Raw genomic sequence first — 19,946 nt, forward strand, 5'->3', positions numbered from 1 at the left:
CAACAGGAGTTGAAAGCGATGTACTTAGGAAAAATGGAAATTTTAGAAAATGAACCTCTTGCACCATATGCTTATACCCAAGCTGGTGGCCCAGCGGATTTTTTAGCTCAGCCAGAGACGATTGAAGAACTACGCAGTCTTTTAAATTGGGCACAGGAGCGAGAATTACCAATTTTTGCCTTTGGTCGTCTTTCAAATATTGTTGTACGTAATGGCGGTCTTAAAGGTTTAGTAATTTTATTGTCGAATTTAAAGACCATTGAGCAAATTGATGCAAACACCATTCGCGCTCAAGCTGGTTGCGACTTAATTTGGGCCGCTAATCAAGCCTTAGCATGGCGCTTAAGTGGCTTGGAATGGGGCGCTGGAATTCCCGGTAGTGTTGGTGGAGCAGTCTTTATGAATGCTGGTGCTTACGGCGGACAGGCCGACATGGTGGTGCAGCAAGTAACCGCCTTAATGCCCGATGGGCAGTTAGTGACCTTTACCAAAGACCAATTAGCTTTTGGTTACCGTCAATCGGTGTTCCAAGCTAATGGGGGCGTGATTGTTAGCGCTGATTTTGCCCTTAAACCAGCCGATCCAGCTTTAATTCTGGCTCAAATGGATGAAAATAATTATCGAAGAGCTAGTAAACAACCCCTTAGTTACCCATCAAATGGGTCAGTCTTTAAGCGACCGGTCGGTCATTTTGCCGGCAAGTTAATTATGGATGCCGGTTTGCAGGGGAGTCGACGGGGTGGCGTAGAAGTTTCTAAAAAACATGCGGGCTTTATGGTCAACGTCGACCGGGGCAATGGAAATGATTATGAAGACTTAATTCATTATGTTCAAGCAACCATTAAAGACCAAGATGGATTAGACTTGGAAACTGAAGTCCGTATTATGGGAGAACGTTAAACTATGGGAATTATTGAACTGATCATTGTATTAGTGATTGGCGTTACTGTTTCAAATATTATCTCGCACTTCATTCCCTTCATACCAATTAGTCTATTTCAAATTTCAATTGGGTTAGCCTTAGCTTTGGTAGCGGGAGTTGATATTAAAGTTGATAGTCATTGGTTTATGCTGCTTTTTGTCGCGCCCTTGCTATTTAACGATGCTTGGCGTTTTCCAAAAAGAGAACTTTGGGAGCTCCGGGGACCGATTTTAGGAAATGCCATTTTACTGGTGTTGATTACTACGCTGGTCGGTGGTTTTTTAATACATATTGTGGTACCTCAGTTACCAATTTCAGTCGCTTTGGCCTTGGCTGCGGTGATTTCTCCGACTGATCCAGTGGCTGTCCAAGCAATTGCTAAACGAGTAAAATTACCCGAAAACGTCATGCACGTGGTTACTGGGGAGAGTTTAGTTAATGATGCCACTGGCTTGGTTAGTTTTAATACGGCGGTTAAGGCGACAGTAGTTGGTAGTTTTATGATTGGGGAGGCTTTGATTAACTTTGCCTGGATGACAATTGCCGGTGTCATCGTTGGCGGTTTGCTTGGAGCCCTAATTGTGTGGGTTCGTGATTCGATTGCCCGTTTTGGCCTAAATGATATTGTGTTTTACACTGTGATTACCTTGTTAATTCCCTTTATTGTATATTGGGATGCCGAAGTGCCGGTGCATTCATCGGGCTTGATTGCCGTGGTGACTGCTGGAATTGTGGCTAAGTTGCTTAATGATCGCCATCAAGGGCTCCAATCTCCGGAAGCTTCAATTATGTCGGTTCATATTTGGGAAGTATGGGTCTACTTACTAAATGGTCTGATCTTTGTCTTATTGGGGATCATTCTGCCGTCTGCTACCCATAATATTTTTGAAAGTAACCAAATTCATAACTTTACGGCGATTTATTATGGTTTTATGGTGTGGTTGATTATCTTTAGTCTTCGTTCCCTATGGGCCTATGGTATTCAATGGGGACATTATTGGCGCCATCATAAGGGAGTTCCTTCGTTTCGTACTGCGATTATTTCCGGTTTAACCGGGGTTCGTGGGGCGGTTACCATGGCGGCGGTCCTAACGATTCCAACTATGACTGCCAGCGGCCAGGTTTTTCCAGGCCGAGATTTGGTGATTTTCTTAGCAGCGATGGTGGTTATTTTAAGTTTGTTAGTGGCTTCGATTATGTTGCCAATTGTGACGAAGCAAAAAACTCGACATGATTTCACTCAGCCGGAAATGGACGTAGAAATTGATGGCGACGATGATCCAACGGATAAGAAGACTAAACAGTTAGATGAAGTTCAGGCTCGAATTTGGATTGTACGGATTGGCATTCAACAGCTACGTGATTCACAAAATGATGAAAATCGGCGGATTATCTTTGAACTAGTTACCCGACGCCAAAAAACGATTCGCCAATTACGTCAAGAAATTGGTGATGATTCCAACCAGTATGATTTAATTTCTGAACAGGAACAAGAATTACTAGATAGTGCTGTTCAAGCTGAACGAGATGCCTTACAACAGCTATTAGTTACTGAAAAAATTTCACCAATGACCTATTCAATTCAAGCCCGTCATTTGGATCAAGTAGCTGATAGTTTGGAAAGTCACCATCGTTACCGTGCCCAGCGCGGTTTGAAGCCACTGCTACATAAAGCACGCGTAGCTATTCATATTTGGTTGTCAGGCCAATCAAGTGATAAAGTTAGAGAAGAAAGTGATTTAGTAGTTCGGGAAATGTCCAAGGCTGCTATAAAATGTTTATCTGATTTAGCTAGTGAACAAGTGGGAGATACGGTTAGTCAGCGAATTTACCGTCAGTCAGCTTATAATTTGATTGTTGTTTATCGTTATCAAATTGAGCAGGCTAAACACAGTGATTCGATTTCCCAACGTGACCTCGACGATCGTTGGCGTTTGGAATTGGAGTTGAAGGCTTTAAATGCTGAACGTGATATGACTCAGCAGTTGTACGAACAGGGACGGATTAACCGACAAACCAGTATTAACTTACGCCAATTCATTAACTATGCAGAAACAAAGGCCTTGGTGGGTCGCAATGAGGAGTAGAAGATGGATTTTTTGTCATATGTAACTGGTAATAATCTAGTTCATTTGCTAGATATTCTTATCATTTGGTTTTTACTTTACAAGGTGATTACCTTTGTTGAAGGAACGCGAGCCCTGCAAATTTTGTTAGGAATCGGAGCCATCATTTTAATCAAGGTCATGAGCTGGTATACCGGTTTAACCACGGTTTCTTGGTTGATGGATCAATTAATTACTTGGGCGCCAATTGCGCTTGTAGTTATTTTCCAGCAAGAAATTCGACGGGGACTGGAAAGTTTAGGACGGCGGATGACCGTTCGGCGACGGCATTTAGATAATGCGCAGGCTCATGAGTTAATTCAATCTTTGGATATGGCCTTGCAATATATGTCTAAACGGCGCATTGGGGCGTTAATAACCATTAATCGCAAGGAAAGTTTAGAAGAATATATTAAAACTGGGATTGCTTTAGATGCTGATGTCAGTGGACAATTACTGGTTAATATTTTTATTCCCAATACACCATTACATGATGGTGCCGTGATTATTAATAATGGCCGAATTGCGGTTGCCGCAGCATATTTACCGCTATCAGAGAGTAGTCGTATTCCAAAGGAACTGGGAACCCGTCACCGGGCTGCGGTAGGGATTTCTGAAGCCACGGATGCCTTGACAATTGTGGTTTCTGAAGAGACTGGTGAAATTACCATTACACAAAATGGCGAGATGTTACGTAATATGAATTCAGAGACTTATACGAACTTCTTTGAAAAGCAGTTTATTAGAGTGGAGGCAACGGTTAAACAACCTTGGTATCGTAAATTTATGGGGAGGTTTGGTCAATGAATAAATGGACGAATTCAAAGATTTTAAACCTGATTTTCTCGTTGTTGCTAGCAATTTTGCTCTCTGCATATGTATTGAGTACCCAATCGGCTAGTCGCAATGGTAACAATGAATTTACTTCAATTTTGCCTGAGAAAAAAATAAACCTAACAGTTCCGCTTAATCTGCAATATAATAATGACGAATACGTTGTGGTGGGCGCACCGACTTCGGTAAGTTTGGCGGTGCATGGACCAGCGGCTTTAGTGACTACGACGCAAAGTCATAATGATATTCAGGCCGTTGCTGATTTGCGCGATTTGGGTGTGGGACAGCACACAGTGAAATTGGCCGTTAAGGGCGTTAATTCGGCGTTAACCTCAACAGTTAGCCCGCAGACGGTTAATGTTACGATCGCTAAGAAAACCTTAGAGAAATGTAAAATAAAGATAAACTATGACGAGAGTAAGCTAGCCCAGGGATATTCAGTTGTTAATAGTGTTATTAATCCTAAAACGGTTACTGTATCGGGTCCAAAATCAAACGTGGATGCCGTTGACCATGTTACGGCTGAGGTTGAATTAGCCAAAGATACTAAGGCTAATGTTAACCAAACCGTAAAATTAGTCGCCTATGATCGTAATGGCACGCCGGTAGAAGTCCAATTAAGTAATCGAACGGCTGAAATTAATTTAACGGTGAATAATAGTGATGCTAGCAAGAAGGTTGATTTGGTGGCTGATCCTAGCGATGGAGATGCTAATAACTTCAATATTACTTTAGGCGCAAAGACGGTCACAATTTTCGGAGCAAGTGATGCCTTGTCTAATATTGATCAGATTAAGGTGCCGGTGGATTTAAGCCAGATTACTGAAAAAACAATCTTACATGTCGATTTACCCAAGCAACAAGGGATTAATCGTTATAGTGAATCAACAGTTGAGGTGACAGTTACACCTAAATAAGGAGAACTGGTAATTTTAAATTTGCCAGTTGGGAGTAGAAATTTCATGACAGATTTTAAGTTAAAGTATTTTGGTACGGACGGTGTCCGTGGCATTGCTAATCAGACTTTAAGCCCTGAATTAGCCTTTCGGCTGGGTCGTACGGGTGGAACAGTTTTAACTCGTCACAACGATGACGCAACTAAAAAGCCGGTCGTGATTGTTGGTCGCGACACTCGAATTTCGGGCGAAATGTTGGAAGAATCCATTATTTCTGGTTTACTATCCGTCGGCGTGGATGTTTTACGATTAGGTGTTATTACGACGCCCGCCGTAGCTTACTTGGTTGAAAGTCTGCAGGCTGATGCTGGGATTCAAATTACCGCTTCCCATAACCCAGCTCGTGATAATGGCATTAAGTTCTTTGGTAACGATGGTTTTAAGTTATCCGATGAGTTAGAATATGAAATCGAAAAGTTGCTAGATGCCAGCCAAGATCAGTTGCCTCGGCCAACGGCTACTGGTTTGGGAGTAGTGAATAATTATCCTGAAGGGGCTCAGAAGTATTTAGCCTTTTTGCAAAAGACCATCCCTACCAATTTAAGTGGTTTACATGTAGCTTTGGATGGTGCCAACGGCGCAACAAGTTTCTTGATTCCGCGGTTGTGTGCTGATTTGGATCTTGATTTTAATACGATGGGGACCAAACCGGACGGTTTAAACATCAATGATCAGGTGGGATCTACCCATCCGCAAGCACTGGCTCAAATGGTCACTGAAGGTGACTATGATGCTGGTTTAGCCTTTGATGGTGATGGTGATCGTTTGATTGCCGTTGATGAGACTGGTCAGATTGTTGATGGCGATAAAATTATGTTTATCACTGCTAAGTTTTTGAATGAACAGGGTTTGCTAAAGCATAGTACGGTTGTTTCGACTGTGATGAGTAACATTGGTTTTTATAAGGCCTTAGCTCAAAATGGTATTGAAAGCGTACAAACTGCGGTTGGTGATCGTTACGTTATGGAAGAAATGATTGCAGATGATTACAATCTAGGTGGGGAACAATCTGGACACATTATTTTTAGAGATTGGGCCAAGACTGGGGACGGACTCTTGACGGCCTTACAGCTGCTGTTTGTGATGAAGGAAAGCGGTAAAAAGTTGTCTGAATTGGCAGCTGAAGTGACCCTTTATCCGCAAAAATTGGTTAACGTTCCGGTTGAAAACAAGGCCGAAATGTTAGAAAATCCAGCTATTCAGGCTGAGATTAAGGCTGTGGAAGAAACTATGGCTGGGGACGGCCGAGTTTTGGTTCGTCCTTCGGGAACGGAATCATTACTGCGAGTAATGGCTGAAGCACCAACGGTTGAATTAGTTGACCGCTATGTAGAAGATATTGTCAAGGTTGTGGAAGAGCAAGCCCAGCCAAAAAAGGACTGATAAGAATCAGTCCTTTTTTATAATGATCAAGCTACTTTTAATATTTGGTATAATGGTTGTAAATCAGTTTTGAAAGGAATTTAACGTGTCACAGGCTAGTTTCAAAGAATTTTTGTGGAAGAACTATCAGATTGCTTTTAAGAATCAAGAATTATTGCAAGAGGCTCTTACCCAGCGGAATTATCTTAATGAACATCCGCAAGAGCGTGGTCGTGATTACCAACGCTTGGAGTTTTTGGGGGATGCGGTGATGCAAGAGGCCGTGACTGAATACTTATTTAAGCGTTATCCTAATTGGCATGAAGGTCAGCTGACTGAAATGCGAATCACAATGGTTCAAACGCGCTCTTTTGCTCATTTTGCCCGTTTGATTCATCTTGATGAGGGAATTCGTTTGGGTAAAGGCGAAGAGATGAATGGTGCTCGTAATCGTGACAGCCTCTTAGAGGATGTTTGGGAGGCCTTTATCGGAGCCTTGTATTTGGATCAAGGTAGTCAAGTGTTACGTCAATTATTAGAAAAGACTTTATTTGCTGCAATTGATGATAACTTCTTTGATCAATTTATTGATTTTAAAAGTCGTTTACAGGAACGGTTACAAGTTAAAGGCGCTGTCGCAATTGAATATGTAACCCTTAAGGAAGAATTACTACCGGATCACATTCAACGTTTTGAAGTCAGTGTTTCCGTGGATGGTCAGGAGTTAGCCCAAGGAAGTGGTCGATCAATTAAAGACGCTGAAAAAGCGGCTGCCCGTTTGGCCCTTCAGGAATTGGATAATAAGAAGTAGTCTATGAAGTTAAAAACGCTAGAAATTAGTGGATTTAAATCTTTTGCCGATAAAACTGTGATTGATTTTATGCCGGGAATGACTGGTATTGTTGGACCCAATGGATCTGGTAAGTCCAATATCATTGAAGCTATTCGCTGGGTCATGGGTGAACAAAGTGCTAAAGACCTGCGTGGTAATAAAATGAGTGACGTCATTTTTGCGGGAACTAAAAAACGCCGGGCCCTAAATCGTGCTGAAGTGGCGATTACGTTTGATAATAGTGATCACTACGTTAAGTCCGATTACACTGAAATTCGGATCACCCGTCGCCTATATCGTACAGGGGAAAGTGTTTACCAGCTCAATGGGAGTGACTGCCGCCTGCGTGATATTCATGAATTATTTATGGATACTGGTTTAGGTCGGGAAGGCTTTTCAATCATTTCCCAAGGGCGGGTTGAAAGTATTTTTAATGCTAAGCCAGAAGATCGTCGCGGTATTATTGAAGAAGTGGCCGGGGTTTATAAATATAAACAAAATAAACATAAAGCTCAGCAAGATTTAGCCCAAACCCAACTGAATTTAGACCGACTCTACGATATTATTACTGAGGTACAAAATCAGTTGGAACCGTTGGAAAAACAAGCCACGGTTGCCCACCAGTATTTAAAGCAGCGCGAACAGTATGAAAAATTAGATCAGCAGCGATTGTGCCTAGAATTAAAGCAGGTTAATGATCAATTACAACAACGACAAGTGGCTTTAAGCGAGCAAAATCAAGACCTAGACAAGGATAAAGGGCAGTTAGCCAATCGTCAATCTGAGTTGGAACATAGCCGGCAGGAGCAATTAAACTTACAGCAAGAGCGAGATAATCTCCAAACTAAACTGGTGGCTGGTACGCAAGGTAAAGAGCGATTAATTGCTAGTCAGCAGTTAGCTGAACAGAAGTTAGGCAGCTTGGAGCGAGAAAATCAACAATTAACCAGCCAAGCTCAGCAACTTAGCCAAACGCTTCAAAGTAAGCAAACTGATTTAAATGCTTTACAGCAACAAATGTCAGTTTGGCAAGATCAAAAAGCGAACCTCAGTGCTAAAATTGCTGAAATTGATCAAACTTATGGTGCTAATCGTCTTAAAGATTTAGAAATTCAGCTTGAAAATCATCGTCGTACTTATATTCAAACCCTACAAAATGTAGCTAATTTACATAATAATTATAACTACCAGGTTAAAAATCAAACCCAACTAGCCCATCAAATTAGCCAGCAAAGTAAAGATATTAAAGTTGCCAAAGATCAGTTAGCCCAGGCTCAAGCGGTACTGGCACAATATCAAGCTGATCATCCTAGTCAGACAGAACAGCCTCGGAAAAATTGGGATGAAAAAATTCAGCAATTAACCCAAACTTTACAAGACCTGCAAAACAAATATCAAACCCTAACTGATCAATGGCGGTTGGCTCAGCGTCAATTAGAAACTAAGCAAAGTCGTTATGAAGCGATGAAAGCCTTGGATGATTATGCTGGCTTTTATCAAGGGGTTCGCAACCTAATGAACCCTAATGTTCGGCAACAATTTATCGGAATTAAGGGTGCTGTGGCCGAATTAATGACAGTTCCTAGCCGCTATACCTTAGCGGTTGAGACTGTCTTAGGCGGGGCTTTACAGCAGATTGTGGTCGATTCAACGGGAACAGCCAAGGAAATTGTTCGCTATTTAACCCAAAAACGATTGGGACGGGTTACAATTTTACCTTTGGATACTATTCGTAGTCGTCAAATTCGTGATTTACAAGCAGTTAGTCAGCTCGATGGTTTTGTGGGTTTGGCTGCCGATTTGGTGACTATGCCCAGTGGGATGGACAATATTAAATCATCCTTGCTAGGGACGACAGTAGTAGCTGAAAATCTGGATGCAGCAACTAAGATTGCGCAAAAGGGACAGCATCGATTTCGGGTTGTTTCCCTGGATGGGCAGCTAGTCAATGCTGGTGGTTCTATTACTGGAGGAGCGAATCAACGCCAAGGGCATACGCTCTTAAGCCGGCAGGCTCAACTCCAGGAATTAACTCAATCTTTAGAAAATGAGCAGGATAAATTTGAGCAATTAACTGCTCAACGAGATGCTTGTCAGCAAGCCGGCATTCAGGCCCAACAGACCTTAGCCGACGCTAAACAAGCACAACAAGAGCAGGAAAATCAGGTCAATCAGACTGATTATGAGCTAAGCCGTAAGGAAGACGCCTGCCAACAACATCAGCGACTGGTGCATGGGCTGGAACAAGAACTAGCTGATTTAAAAGAGCAACAAAATCAGTTAACAGAGCAAATTCAAGTCAGTCAAACTGATTGGCAGAGTGCTCAGACTCAGCAAACTAATCAGGAAGTAGCCACTGAAAAGCTTAATCAACAGTTAGCCCAACTAAATCAAGATTTAGAGGGGGTTAATCAACAACGTAATCAGTATCAAAATGAATTGGTAGCTGTTCAAACGCGCTTAGAAAGTGCTCAAAACGACAGTCAGCGTTTACAGGTTGAACTAAGTCAGATTCAGGAAAGTCAAACGGTGTTACAACAACGCCAGGCGCAACTTAAAACGGATGTTGATCACAGTCAAAATGCACTTCAAGTTGAAGCTGAGTTAGCAGCGATTCAAAAAGAACTCGAACAGGTTCAAGCAGCAATTCAAATTAAACAACAAGCTTGGGCGCAACTTTTAAAGCAGATTAAGCATTTAGAGGAACAATTAAGACAGCAACAAGACCAACTCAATCAAAAGATGAGTCAAGTTAGTCAAATGGATCTAGCCTTAAAACAAACGCAACGATATCGCGAAGGTTTAGCTAGTGATTTACTTAGCCAATATGGTATTCAAGCTAGCCAAGATTTAACTGTCTATCAAACAAATCAATCGTTGGGACAACTCAAGGATCAGTTACATGGGTTAAAAAGTGCCTTAAATCAATTAGGATCAGTCAACATTGGTGCAATTGACGAATATCAAAGCATCCAAGAACGATATGATTTTTTGACCCAGCAACGTGATGATTTACAAAGTGCCCAGGCAACCTTAAAAGCGACAATTAGTGAGATGGATCATGAGGTTGAAAGCCGCTTTAAAGCAACCTTTGAAACGGTTGCTGAGCATTTTGAAGTGGTCTTTAAACAAATTTTTGGCGGGGGGCAAGCCAAAATTAGCTTAACGGATCCAAAGGAATTGTTGACAACTGGGATTGATATTACTGCCCAGCCACCAGGGAAAAAATTTCAGCATATGAGTTTACTTTCCGGTGGCGAAAAAGCCCTCACAGCAATTTCTTTACTGTTTGCCATTTTACAAGTTCGACCGGTTCCTTTTGTGGTACTGGATGAAGCTGAGGCGGCTTTAGATGAAGCCAACGTCGATCGGTTTGCCCATTATTTAAAGAATTTTGGTGGGAGGACCCAGTTTATAACGATTACCCACCGAAAGGGAACCATGGCTAATGCCAATATCTTGTATGGTGTGACCATGCAAGAAGCAGGCGTTTCTAAAATGGTAGCCGTTGATTTAGACCAGATTCACCAATAAAATAAGTCTAGGAGAGGTTAATTTATGGGACTATTTGATATTTTCCGTAAGAAGAAAAAAATTGAAAATGAGCAAGAACGGTCACAAACAATCAGTACAAGTAGTTCGGAGTCAGTTGCCCCTACAAGTGCGAGTCAGTCAACTTCAACTACTGAGCCAGCCTCTCAGAGTAAGTTACAACGCCCATTAAGTGAAAAAGTTGAGTTGGTTACTGATAGCGAGGCAGCCATCTGGCAGGAGGCGTTGGATAATCAGACGCCTGCCAGCCAACCTAGTTCGGTTACGCCAATTGTGACTGAACGCCCAATGGCTAATGAGGAGAGTCAAAGTGCTCAAGCGCAGCCTTTCGCAAGTGAACATTCAGCTGTTGACCGGGCTAGTCAGTCTGAATCTCAGTCAACGCAAGCTTATAGCCAGTCTGAATCTAGTTCAGTCTTAGCTCACAGTCAGTCGGAATTGGAATCGAAGGTAGCAGTTGAGGATGGTAGGCAATCTGAATCTCGGTTAATCGCAGAGCAAAGTCAGTCAGAATCTAGTTCGACTGAGGCAATGAGTCAGGCTAACTCAGAGTTAGTAGAAGAAGATGCTGATCAAGTCGTTTACGACCGTGGTCTGAAGAAGAGTCGATCTGGCTTTGCTGACCGATTTAATCGCTTTTTATCTAATTTTCGTTCAGTAGATGAAAATTTCTTTGAAGATTTAGAAGAAACTTTAATCGGCGCTGATGTTGGTTTTGATTTGGCCTTGCGGATTAGTGATGAATTGCGGGAAGAAGTTAAGCTCCAAAACGCTAAGCGTAAGGAAGATGTTCAGGCGGTTATCATTCAAAAGATGGTCGATCTATATGAAGCTGATGGTTTGAATGAGGATAGCCAGATGCACTTTGCCCCTGCGGGTGAGCCAACTGTGATTTTGATGGTTGGAGTCAACGGTGTTGGAAAAACGACAACGATTGGTAAAATGGCCGACCGTTTTCGTCAAGAAGGGCGCTCGGTCTTACTAGCTGCTGCGGATACTTTCCGTGCTGGTGCTACCAAGCAGCTGCAGGAATGGGGTCAGCGTAGTCAAGTTCCGGTTATAGCCGGCAAAGAAAAAGCTGATCCGGCTTCGGTTGTTTATGAGGCGCTTCAACGCGCCAAAAATGAAAATTATGATATATTAATGGTTGATACGGCGGGTCGTTTGCAAAACAATGTTAATTTGATGCAAGAATTAGCAAAGATGAAGCGAATTATTCAACGTGAATTGCCAGCAGCTCCGCAAGAAGTTTTGCTAGTCCTAGATGCTACGACTGGACAAAACGCCTTACAGCAGGCGAAGTTGTTCAAAGATTCTTCCGATGTAACGGGTATTGTCTTAACCAAGGTTGATGGTACAGCTAAGGGTGGAATTGTTTTTGCCATTCGGAGTCAGATGCATTTGCCAGTTAAGTGGATTGGCTTTGGTGAAAAAGCCAGTGATTTGCGGGTCTTTAACTCAGAGGAATTTATTTATGGTCTGTTCAAAGATCTGATAACGGAGTAATGATGGATTTAGCCAAAAAGACGAAAGTCAATGCGCTCTTTGATTGTTATGGAGCCTTGCTGACAACCAAGCAGGCGGAGTACCTCCGAGATTATTTTGAAGGTGATTATTCGATTATTGAAATTGCCAAGGCTGAAAACGTTAGTCGTCAGGCAATTTCTGATAATTTAAAACGAACAGTGGAGCAGTTGGAACATTACGAACAGGCCTTACACCTGTATTGTGATTTCCAATCCCGGCAGGGACTAGAAGCTGATTTAGCGGAGTATGTGCAGCAACACTATCAACAGGATCGGCAGTTAACGCTTTTAGTAGAACGCTTACGTAATCAAGAAATTAATTAGAAAGGAAATAATTGGTTAGTCCAATTATAAACAGTTTATGGCTTTTGAAAATTTAACTGAACGCCTTTCCAAGGCAATGAAAAATTTGACCGGTCGTGGTCGGATTAACGATGAAGATCTTCAGGCGACCATGCGTGAAATCCGATTGGCCCTGTTGGAAGCCGATGTTAACTATACGACCGTTAAAAAATTTGTTAACAACGTGCGCCAAAAGGCTAAAGGAGCTGACATCATGTCCGGCTTAAACGCCGCTCAGCAAATTGTTAAGATTGTTAATGATGAATTAACAGCAACAATGGGCGAAGAGGCTGTGCCACTTAACAAATCTGATAAAATTCCAACTGTTATCATGATGGCTGGATTACAAGGAGCCGGTAAAACGACTACGGTTGCTAAACTAGCTTATAAATTAAAGCGGGAAGATCATGCTCGTCCTTTGCTAATTGCTGCCGATGTTTACCGGCCAGCGGCCATTGATCAGTTAGAGATTTTAGGCCGTGATTTGGAAATCCCAGTTTTTTCGATGGGAACAGATGTTGATCCGCGTGAAATCGTTAAAGCTGGTTTAGCTAAAGCAGCCCAAGATAAAAACGACTACGTCTTCATCGATACGGCCGGACGTTTGCAAATTGATCAAACCCTGATGCAAGAATTAAAGGATATTGAGGTCATTGCAAATCCAGATGAAATCTTGCTGACGGTTGATGCCATGACTGGTCAAAATGCCACTGAAACTGCTCAAGGTTTTGCGGATGCCTTGGATATTACCGGAGTAGTTTTGACCAAGCTCGACGGGGATACCCGTGGTGGAGCTGCCCTATCAATTCGAGATGTGACTGGTAAGCCGATTAAGTTTGTCGGTCAGGGTGAAAAGCCAACTGACTTAGATGTCTTTTATCCAGACCGAATGGCTTCTCGAATTTTGGGGATGGGTGACATCTTAACCCTGATTGAAAAAACACAACGCGAAGTTGATGAAAAGGAACAAGCTGCTCAACTAGAAAAGATGCGGCAAAATACCTTTGACTTCAATGATTTTGTGGCTCAGTTACAACAGGTTCAAAACATGGGACCGATGGAAGATTTGTTAAAAATGATTCCAGGAATGGCTAATAATCCCGCCTTGGCCAATCTAAACTTGGATGAAAAGCAGTTTAAGCATTTAGAAGCTATTGTCCAATCAATGACTCCTGCTGAACGTGAAGATCCAGAATTGATTAATCCTTCCCGCCGGCGACGTTTAGCTGCTGGAGCAGGGCGGCCGATTGTCGAAGTCAACCGAATGATTAAGCAATTTGATCAGATGCGTAAGATGATGAACCAGGCTACCAACGGTAATTTTGGTGGTTTGGAGAAAATGATGGGCGGCACTGGCATGGATATGGGGGCCATGATGGGTGGCGGCATGCCAAGTGGTAACTTTGGACAAAAAGTTCAAGGTTTTGCTATGAAACAAGCAGCCCGTCGAATGAAAAAGTTGAAGAAAAAGCGTGGTAAGCGTTAATTCATATTAGCTGGTTATTGGATCGATAATAATGGTGGATATAAATGGCAATAAAATTAATTGCAACTGATTTAGATGCAACTTTTTTACATGATGATAAGCATTTTGATGAAGCACTCTTTACCCAAGTTTTAAAAACATTAAAAGAGCAGGGCATTCAGTTCGTGATTGCAACGGGAAATCATCCCGACAAAGTCGCGCGTTACTTTAAAAATTTTCTAGGGCAGTACCAATTAATTGCCAATAATGGCGCTCAGATTATCGTGGATGGACATTTAGAGGCAGTAGCCGCAATCCCTCCTCAGGTATTTGCACCACTTAGCCAACTGGCACATACTTATCGGCATGATATTCGAATGGGGATGGTTTTCACTGGGCAAAGTGAATCCTACATGCTAACCGATCAGACTCAAATTGGTGATAGTTTAACTACCGCCCGAGGCTATTTTCAAAATTTAAAAGTAATTGATGATGTGGCTGAAATTAAGCAACCTATTGCTAAAATAACGATTGAAATTCCAGTTAAAGAGCATGTTTTCATGGCTGATGTCCGACATTTATTAGGTAATCAAGTCCACGTAACCACGTCAGGTTATGGCTCAGTTGATATTGTTAACAGTCAAGTTAATAAGGGAGCTGCCTTGACAAAATTAGCTGAAATTTGGAAAATTAATCCGCAAGACATGATGGCCTTTGGTGATGGTTTAAATGATGCTGAGATGTTAAATTATGTTGGTCAGCCAATTGCCATGCCTAATAGTGATTCTTTACTATTAGAAAGGGGTTACCCGCAAGCTTTGGTTGATAATAATCATGACGGTGTCTTAAAAACAATTGTGGCTCAATTGTCTGAATCTAATTGAAAAGAGTAAATTAATGAAAAAGTTTATGAGCAAATGGTTACGCTGGGTAATTGCTCTGCTTTTACTAGTCGTGGCCTTGGTTTGCGCTGGTATTTGGATTGAACATCAGCCAGCCATGAGTCCAGTCAAGCAATTTTCCAAACAATTGACAACGACTGGTGATAATAATTCCCTTAATAAAAGTCAGCGCGATAAAATTGCTCAAGCAGTTATGAAAGATGATCAAAAGGGTGCTAATTTAAATAAGCAGGGCTTTGTAGCCATGCCCAATTTAAGCATCCTGATGCCAGTTTATGATAATGCTTATAGTTTGGCGGCCCTTGATTTAGGTGCTAACACGGCTAATAAAGGGACACCTGTGCCAACCATGGGGGAGGGAAATTATACCTTGGCGGCCCATAATTGGGATAATGGATATACTGGTTTTTCAGCCATGCAACAGCATATTAATCAAGACGCGCCCTATCTAGTAGATGGTAAAATGGGTGGTAGCGATTGGTTAAATGGCAAACAGATTTATCTCGCCAATGCCAAGGGAATTTATACTTATACGGTTAAAAATCAAACCACAGTTGACCAAAATGATGTTTCAGTTTTGGATGTCGATGCTCGCTTGAATAATAAGGCTAAGTTGACAATTATCACCTGCCTCTTTCCAAATACCGATTATCGAATTATTACTAATGCCGAATATACTGACTTTGATAGCTGGCAATCAGCCCCAAGTAAGTTAGTGAGTCAATTTGATACCAGTAAGCATAAGACAAATATTACTCCCTAAGTAAATGGCAACGAAGGTTGCCTTTTTCTATTACATAATCTAAGTGATGAGGTTAAAAAATGTATGAATATCTCCAGGGCCTAATTAGTATGGTCCGGCCGAGTCATATTGTTCTTGAAAGCAAAGATGGCATCGGTTATTATCTCTTTGTCGGCAATCCCTATCATTTTGAAGAGGGGCAGCAAAGTCGTGTTTATGTCCAACAAATTGTTCGTGAGAATGAAATTAGTCTGTATGGCTTTAGTCAAGAGAGTGAAAAGATTTTGTTCAATAAACTCTTGGGTGTCTCAGGTATCGGTCCTAAAAGTGCTTTGGCCATTATTGCCGGTGGGGCGGTAACTGGTCTAGCCAGTGCCGTCGCCCAGGATAATGTCGATTATTTGGTGCAGTTTCCCGGAATCGGTAAAAAAACTGCGCAACAAATTATTTTAGATTTGAAGGGTAAATTGGACGACTTAATTGCTGAAAATCAAACCTTAGATGTTCAACCAGCTGGCCGACTAGCTGCAACTGGGGCTTTGGAAGATGCCCTAGAAGCTTTACTAACTTTGGGCTATAGTAGTCGAGATATTAGTCGTATTAAAAGGCAGTTATTAGCAGCAAATTTAACCAGTACGCAAGATTATATTGCTTTGGCGTTAAAATTATTAGTAAAGTCTTAAGCAACAAATTGCATAATGTCAAAAAAGGAGGAATACATGGTGATTATTACAGCAGGGATGATTGGGGTTGGGAAAACAACATTAACGGGTTTGATTGCTGACCATCTAGGCAGTCAGGCATTCTACGAACCGGTAGGGGACAATCCAGTTTTGCCACTTTATTATTCTGATCCTAAGCAGTACGGCTTTTTACTCCAAATCTTCTTTTTGAATCGACGTTTTGATATGATTAAAAAAGCCTTAGTTAATGATAATAATGTTTTGGATCGTTCAATCTATGAGGATGAACTTTTTACCGAAGAAAACCATAAGGACGGTAATATTACCGACATGGAAATGGCCGTTTATCATGATCTGATGGGGCACATGATGGATGAATTAAAGCAGTTACCAAAAAAAGCTCCTGATTTACTGGTATATGCGCAGACCGATTTTGAAACCATTTTGTACCGAATCAAGAAGCGTGGTCGGGATTATGAGCAATTTGATAATAATGAAGCCTTAAAGGATTACTACTTTAAGATGTGGCAGGCTTATCAACAATGGTTTGAAGACTACGATGTTTCACCTAAAATTAAAGTTGATTTGCAAAAATACGATTTAGAAAAAGCTGAAAATCAAAAGATTATTTTGAATCAAATTGATGCTGCTTTGGCCAAGCGCTAACAAAAAAGAATTCCTACTTAGTAGGAATTCTTTTTTAGTTATTTTTTTCTAGTAGGGTTTTAATTTCTTGCAAAACTTCCAATTGTGGATCTGGTTGCGTTTTTTTAGGTTCAGGCTTAACCAAAAAACGACTGATGAATTTAACTAAGATAAAGACCACTAGGGCGGTAATCAAAAAATTAATTAAATCATTTAAAAATTCACCATAGGTGAAGACTAAATTTTTATTAACTACTAGCTTGAGATTACTTAAACTCGATGATTTGCCAGTGAACAGACCAATTAGAGGATTAATTAAATTACTGGTGATTGATTTTACCAACCCAGTAAAGGCGCCACCAATAATGACACCGATAGCTAAATCAATAATATTGCCCCGATTAATAAAGGCTTTAAATTCTGTTAGAAAATTACGCATGGTTACTTCCTTCCTTAATGACTGGATACTTATTTATTTTTTAATTGATTAATTACTTGGCTTGTTGGTGTGACATACATGGTTTGCTGCCCTTCAAAAATCACATAACCAGGTTTAGCGCCGTTAGGTTTTCGTAATTTACCAGCTGGCAAATAGTCGACCGCCACATTGGCTGAGTCGCGGGCCTTACTATAGTAGGCTGCTAGTTCGGCAGCTTCCTGTAAAGTTTGTTCACTGGGATCATTGCTATGAATAATAACGTGTGAACCGGGGATATTTTGAACGTGGAGCCAAATATAAGAACGATTGGCTTTTTTTAAGGATAAACGTTCATTTTGTAAATTGTTTTTACCCACTTCAATTAAAGTACCATCACTGGCAGTAAATTGATCGGGTTGTGAAACTTTAGGCTTTTGTTTGTTCTTCCCTTTAGTTCGCAGATAGCCACCATGAATGAGTTCGAGCTTGATATCGGCGACATCTTTAGGAGAGGCAACTGCTAGTTGAGCCGTAATTTGGTCAAAATAATCCACCTCAGCTTGAGTTAAGATAATTTGCTGGTCAACAAAATCCTTAGCCGTCCGTAGTTTACGATACTTACGGAAATATTTTTCAGCGTTTTTTAAACCATCTAGCCGTGGGTCAAGAGGAATCGTTAACAAGGTATTATTATCGTAATAATTTTCAATTTGAACCGATTGCATTCCTTTTTGGACTAGATGGGGATAGGTAATTAATAAATCGCCCATAACTTTGTATTGGTCAGCATTTTGACTATCTAATAGGGTTTGGTTGAGTTTTTTTAGCTTATTATGATTTTTTTTCAGCTCATTTTTTACCAAACGTACCAAGGAGCCGGCTTGTTGGTTAACTCGTTCCCGTTCAGCCTTGCCTAAATAGTAAGCATCTAAAAGTTCTCCTAGAGAATCAAATGTCTGACGATCAGTGAGGGGGCTGGGCCAATCAAAGGGCGCAAAGTTTAATTCACCATCAGGGGCTCGAAGTAAAGTGGGCCGTAAATCATCAAATTGGGCTAGCCAATTTTGAGCACCAGCCAGTGCATCATCAGCAGTTTGAATGGCTAAGGTTAAGGAGTCAGCTGACTGTCGACTGACGCCTTCATAGGTGGACATGATGATTTTAGGCCATTGGCTTGGTTCTTGGTCTAAAATCATCGGTGCTAACTGAGCAAAGTCCTGTTCAAAGGGATTAATTTTATTTTGAGCAGGTGGGAATTGGTAAGTGGCTCCTGGAAAAAGGGATCGAACCCGATTTTGATCAACCGGCACATGCTTAATTAATTCTAAAATTCGTTGGTCTTTTTGACGAATCAAAAACAAATTGGAGTGCCGCCCCATCATTTCTAAGGTTAGAGACAGGGTTTGGCGGTCGCCCAATTCATCAAAAGTTTGAACTAATAAATTCACGATTCGATCATTATTAATCTGTTCAATTCCAGTTAACCGCGCACCTTCGAGATTGCGTCGTAAAAACATTGCAAAGGCTGGCGCAGTTTGAGGATTTTCGTAAGGAATTTTGGTGATTTGCATCCGAGCAAAGGCTGGATGGGCACTAAGTAAAAGAGGGTAATTCTTTCCATTCTGCCGAATGACTAAAATAATTTCGTTGGGATAGGGTTGGTGAACCTTAGTAATCCGTCCTCCAACTAAAGTAGGTTGAAGTTCATGCACGAGGGCATGGGTAAAGAGACCATCAAGGGGCATAGGCATTCCTTTCTAGATATTACAATCGCTATTAATTATATACTAAAGCCCGTAAGGGAAGTATTTTCTTATTAAAAAAACGATGCCTAGGCACCGTTAATCAATTCATTATTTAGAAGTTTGGAAAAGCTGATTTTTCATCATCTTTTCGGGATCAGAATCATATTGATAAATCGTAACCTGACCATCATTGGTATCAACTCGAACTAGGGTAGTTGAACTATCAATCCGCCAAATATAAAGAGTGGCGTTTTCATTACCTTGCTGTTGTAGATACTTTTGTGGTTGGGCTTGTAAATCTTGAACCGATAACTCACCAAAGTATTTGGCATTATCGTTTAATTGTTGTTTTTCATCTTTGTTGGCTAAGCTGGAGCGCGCAGCATTGTTAGCAGTAATGGTTGCTTTTTGATGGCGGAAAGTATTAAAGGCAAACACACTGGCAACAATCAAGCCAATTAAAACGAGTAGCATCCAAAACCAAGGCTTTTGAAAGAAATGTTCATTGGGGATGCCGCTATTCTTGGATTTTTTTTGACCCATGCGTGATAAACTCCTTTTCTTACAACAAAAAACCCACCTTAAACAGTGGGGATTTGTCATGAATTACTTATTTTCAGTAACTTGCTTACCGTTGTATGCACCTGATGGTGAGACACGGTGAGAAACGCGGTATTCACCAGTTGCTTGGTCCAAAACGATGTTTGGAACGTTCAAACCGATGTGTCCACGACGGTTACGCTTATGTGACTTAGAATTTTTGTTTGATGGGGTAGCCATGAAGGCACCTCCTTTCGCTTCAGATTATCAACTTTTTTAGTTTACAAAAAAAGGCCGTCACTGTCAACCAAAGAAAATAAAGCAAACCGCATTTTTCAGAATTAATCAAGTGATTAACCAGCTTAATTTGATAAA

General features: G+C 41.2%; 18 protein-coding genes. 14 read left to right on the forward strand and 4 right to left on the reverse strand.

From position 1 onward, the window contains the following. Window positions 1-18: 18 nt before the first annotated feature. The 14 genes from murB (at window position 19) to M4974_RS01185 (ending at window position 16,889) form a co-directional block, all read left to right on the forward strand. Window positions 19-900, forward strand: a complete 882-nt coding sequence (gene murB / locus M4974_RS01120; protein ID WP_248705572.1) for a UDP-N-acetylmuramate dehydrogenase — start codon at window positions 19-21, stop codon at window positions 898-900. A 3-nt stretch (window positions 901-903) separates the two neighbouring features. Next, window positions 904-3,009, forward strand: coding sequence for a cation:proton antiporter (locus M4974_RS01125; protein WP_248705571.1), 2,106 nt, complete (start codon window positions 904-906; stop codon window positions 3,007-3,009). Between the two features lie 3 nt (window positions 3,010-3,012). Next, window positions 3,013-3,834, forward strand: coding sequence for a diadenylate cyclase CdaA (cdaA, locus tag M4974_RS01130; protein WP_248705570.1), 822 nt, complete (start codon window positions 3,013-3,015; stop codon window positions 3,832-3,834). Next, window positions 3,831-4,778: a CdaR family protein gene (locus M4974_RS01135; RefSeq protein WP_248705569.1), complete on the forward strand. Its 948-nt coding sequence runs from the start codon at window positions 3,831-3,833 to the stop codon at window positions 4,776-4,778. Before cdaA ends, M4974_RS01135 begins: the two co-directional genes overlap by 4 nt. A 45-nt stretch (window positions 4,779-4,823) precedes the next feature. Further along, window positions 4,824-6,200 (forward strand): phosphoglucosamine mutase, encoded by a 1,377-nt coding sequence (gene glmM, locus M4974_RS01140; RefSeq protein WP_248705568.1) that lies wholly within the window; start codon window positions 4,824-4,826, stop codon window positions 6,198-6,200. A gap of 85 nt (window positions 6,201-6,285) precedes the next feature. Then, window positions 6,286-6,990 (forward strand): ribonuclease III, encoded by a 705-nt coding sequence (gene rnc / locus M4974_RS01145; protein ID WP_248705567.1) that lies wholly within the window; start codon window positions 6,286-6,288, stop codon window positions 6,988-6,990. 3 nt (window positions 6,991-6,993) lie between these two features. Further along, window positions 6,994-10,545 (forward strand): chromosome segregation protein SMC, encoded by a 3,552-nt coding sequence (smc, locus tag M4974_RS01150; RefSeq protein WP_248705566.1) that lies wholly within the window; start codon window positions 6,994-6,996, stop codon window positions 10,543-10,545. 24 nt (window positions 10,546-10,569) lie between these two features. Next, window positions 10,570-12,069 carry a signal recognition particle-docking protein FtsY gene (gene ftsY / locus M4974_RS01155; RefSeq protein ID WP_248705565.1) on the forward strand — a complete coding sequence of 500 codons (1,500 nt, stop codon included), beginning with the start codon at window positions 10,570-10,572 and terminating at the stop codon, window positions 12,067-12,069. A 2-nt stretch (window positions 12,070-12,071) separates the two neighbouring features. Next, on the forward strand, window positions 12,072-12,413 hold the full coding sequence (gene ylxM / locus M4974_RS01160; protein WP_248705564.1) for a YlxM family DNA-binding protein: 342 nt from the start codon (window positions 12,072-12,074) through the stop codon (window positions 12,411-12,413). Window positions 12,414-12,450: 37 nt separating this feature from the next. Beyond that, window positions 12,451-13,917, forward strand: a complete 1,467-nt coding sequence (gene ffh, locus M4974_RS01165) for a signal recognition particle protein (protein ID WP_248705563.1) — start codon at window positions 12,451-12,453, stop codon at window positions 13,915-13,917. Window positions 13,918-13,961: 44 nt separating this feature from the next. Then, window positions 13,962-14,780 carry an HAD-IIB family hydrolase gene (locus tag M4974_RS01170; protein WP_248705562.1) on the forward strand — a complete coding sequence of 273 codons (819 nt, stop codon included), beginning with the start codon at window positions 13,962-13,964 and terminating at the stop codon, window positions 14,778-14,780. Window positions 14,781-14,793: 13 nt separating this feature from the next. After that, on the forward strand, window positions 14,794-15,561 hold the full coding sequence (locus M4974_RS01175) for a class A sortase (protein ID WP_248705561.1): 768 nt from the start codon (window positions 14,794-14,796) through the stop codon (window positions 15,559-15,561). 59 nt (window positions 15,562-15,620) lie between these two features. Continuing rightward, window positions 15,621-16,223, forward strand: a complete 603-nt coding sequence (gene ruvA / locus M4974_RS01180) for a Holliday junction branch migration protein RuvA (protein ID WP_248705560.1) — start codon at window positions 15,621-15,623, stop codon at window positions 16,221-16,223. Between the two features lie 36 nt (window positions 16,224-16,259). Then, the gene (locus tag M4974_RS01185; RefSeq protein ID WP_248705559.1) at window positions 16,260-16,889 is read left to right on the forward strand and encodes a deoxynucleoside kinase; all 630 of its coding nucleotides are present in this window, start codon (window positions 16,260-16,262) and stop codon (window positions 16,887-16,889) included. 34 nt (window positions 16,890-16,923) lie between these two features. On the opposite strand, the gene mscL is transcribed toward M4974_RS01185, so the two are convergent. The 4 genes from mscL to rpmF all read right to left on the reverse strand — a co-directional run bounded on the left by mscL (window position 16,924) and on the right by rpmF (window position 19,811). Then, a complete protein-coding gene (gene mscL / locus M4974_RS01190) occupies window positions 16,924-17,307 on the reverse strand; it encodes a large conductance mechanosensitive channel protein MscL (protein WP_248705558.1) in 384 nt (127 codons plus the stop codon). A 29-nt stretch (window positions 17,308-17,336) separates the two neighbouring features. Next, window positions 17,337-19,031, reverse strand: a complete 1,695-nt coding sequence (locus M4974_RS01195) for an NFACT RNA binding domain-containing protein (protein ID WP_248705557.1) — start codon at window positions 19,029-19,031, stop codon at window positions 17,337-17,339. Between the two features lie 108 nt (window positions 19,032-19,139). Beyond that, complete coding sequence (locus tag M4974_RS01200; protein WP_248705556.1) at window positions 19,140-19,574, reverse strand: hypothetical protein; 435 nt, start codon at window positions 19,572-19,574, stop codon at window positions 19,140-19,142. 63 nt (window positions 19,575-19,637) lie between these two features. Then, the gene (gene rpmF / locus M4974_RS01205) at window positions 19,638-19,811 is read right to left on the reverse strand and encodes a 50S ribosomal protein L32 (RefSeq protein WP_248705555.1); all 174 of its coding nucleotides are present in this window, start codon (window positions 19,809-19,811) and stop codon (window positions 19,638-19,640) included. Window positions 19,812-19,946 lie beyond the last annotated feature (135 nt).

It is taken from the genome of Convivina praedatoris, assembly GCF_933208495.1.
In the GTDB taxonomy this organism is placed as follows: domain Bacteria; phylum Bacillota; class Bacilli; order Lactobacillales; family Lactobacillaceae; genus Convivina; species Convivina praedatoris.

Bases quoted from the DNA above. Each gene is read 5' to 3' on its own strand.
- murB (WP_248705572.1), top strand. From the start codon at position 19: ATGTACTTAGGAAAAATGGAAATTTTAGAAAATGAACCTCTTGCACCA.
- M4974_RS01125 (WP_248705571.1), top strand. From the start codon at position 904: ATGGGAATTATTGAACTGATCATTGTATTAGTGATTGGCGTTACTGTT.
- cdaA (WP_248705570.1), top strand. From the start codon at position 3,013: ATGGATTTTTTGTCATATGTAACTGGTAATAATCTAGTTCATTTGCTA.
- M4974_RS01135 (WP_248705569.1), top strand. From the start codon at position 3,831: ATGAATAAATGGACGAATTCAAAGATTTTAAACCTGATTTTCTCGTTG.
- glmM (WP_248705568.1), top strand. From the start codon at position 4,824: ATGACAGATTTTAAGTTAAAGTATTTTGGTACGGACGGTGTCCGTGGC.
- smc (WP_248705566.1), top strand. From the start codon at position 6,994: ATGAAGTTAAAAACGCTAGAAATTAGTGGATTTAAATCTTTTGCCGAT.
- ftsY (WP_248705565.1), top strand. From the start codon at position 10,570: ATGGGACTATTTGATATTTTCCGTAAGAAGAAAAAAATTGAAAATGAG.
- ylxM (WP_248705564.1), top strand. From the start codon at position 12,072: ATGGATTTAGCCAAAAAGACGAAAGTCAATGCGCTCTTTGATTGTTAT.
- ffh (WP_248705563.1), top strand. From the start codon at position 12,451: ATGGCTTTTGAAAATTTAACTGAACGCCTTTCCAAGGCAATGAAAAAT.
- M4974_RS01170 (WP_248705562.1), top strand. From the start codon at position 13,962: ATGGCAATAAAATTAATTGCAACTGATTTAGATGCAACTTTTTTACAT.
- M4974_RS01175 (WP_248705561.1), top strand. From the start codon at position 14,794: ATGAAAAAGTTTATGAGCAAATGGTTACGCTGGGTAATTGCTCTGCTT.
- ruvA (WP_248705560.1), top strand. From the start codon at position 15,621: ATGTATGAATATCTCCAGGGCCTAATTAGTATGGTCCGGCCGAGTCAT.
- M4974_RS01185 (WP_248705559.1), top strand. From the start codon at position 16,260: ATGGTGATTATTACAGCAGGGATGATTGGGGTTGGGAAAACAACATTA.
- mscL (WP_248705558.1), bottom strand. From the start codon at position 17,307: ATGCGTAATTTTCTAACAGAATTTAAAGCCTTTATTAATCGGGGCAAT.
- M4974_RS01195 (WP_248705557.1), bottom strand. From the start codon at position 19,031: ATGCCCCTTGATGGTCTCTTTACCCATGCCCTCGTGCATGAACTTCAA.
- M4974_RS01200 (WP_248705556.1), bottom strand. From the start codon at position 19,574: ATGGGTCAAAAAAAATCCAAGAATAGCGGCATCCCCAATGAACATTTC.
- rpmF (WP_248705555.1), bottom strand. From the start codon at position 19,811: ATGGCTACCCCATCAAACAAAAATTCTAAGTCACATAAGCGTAACCGT.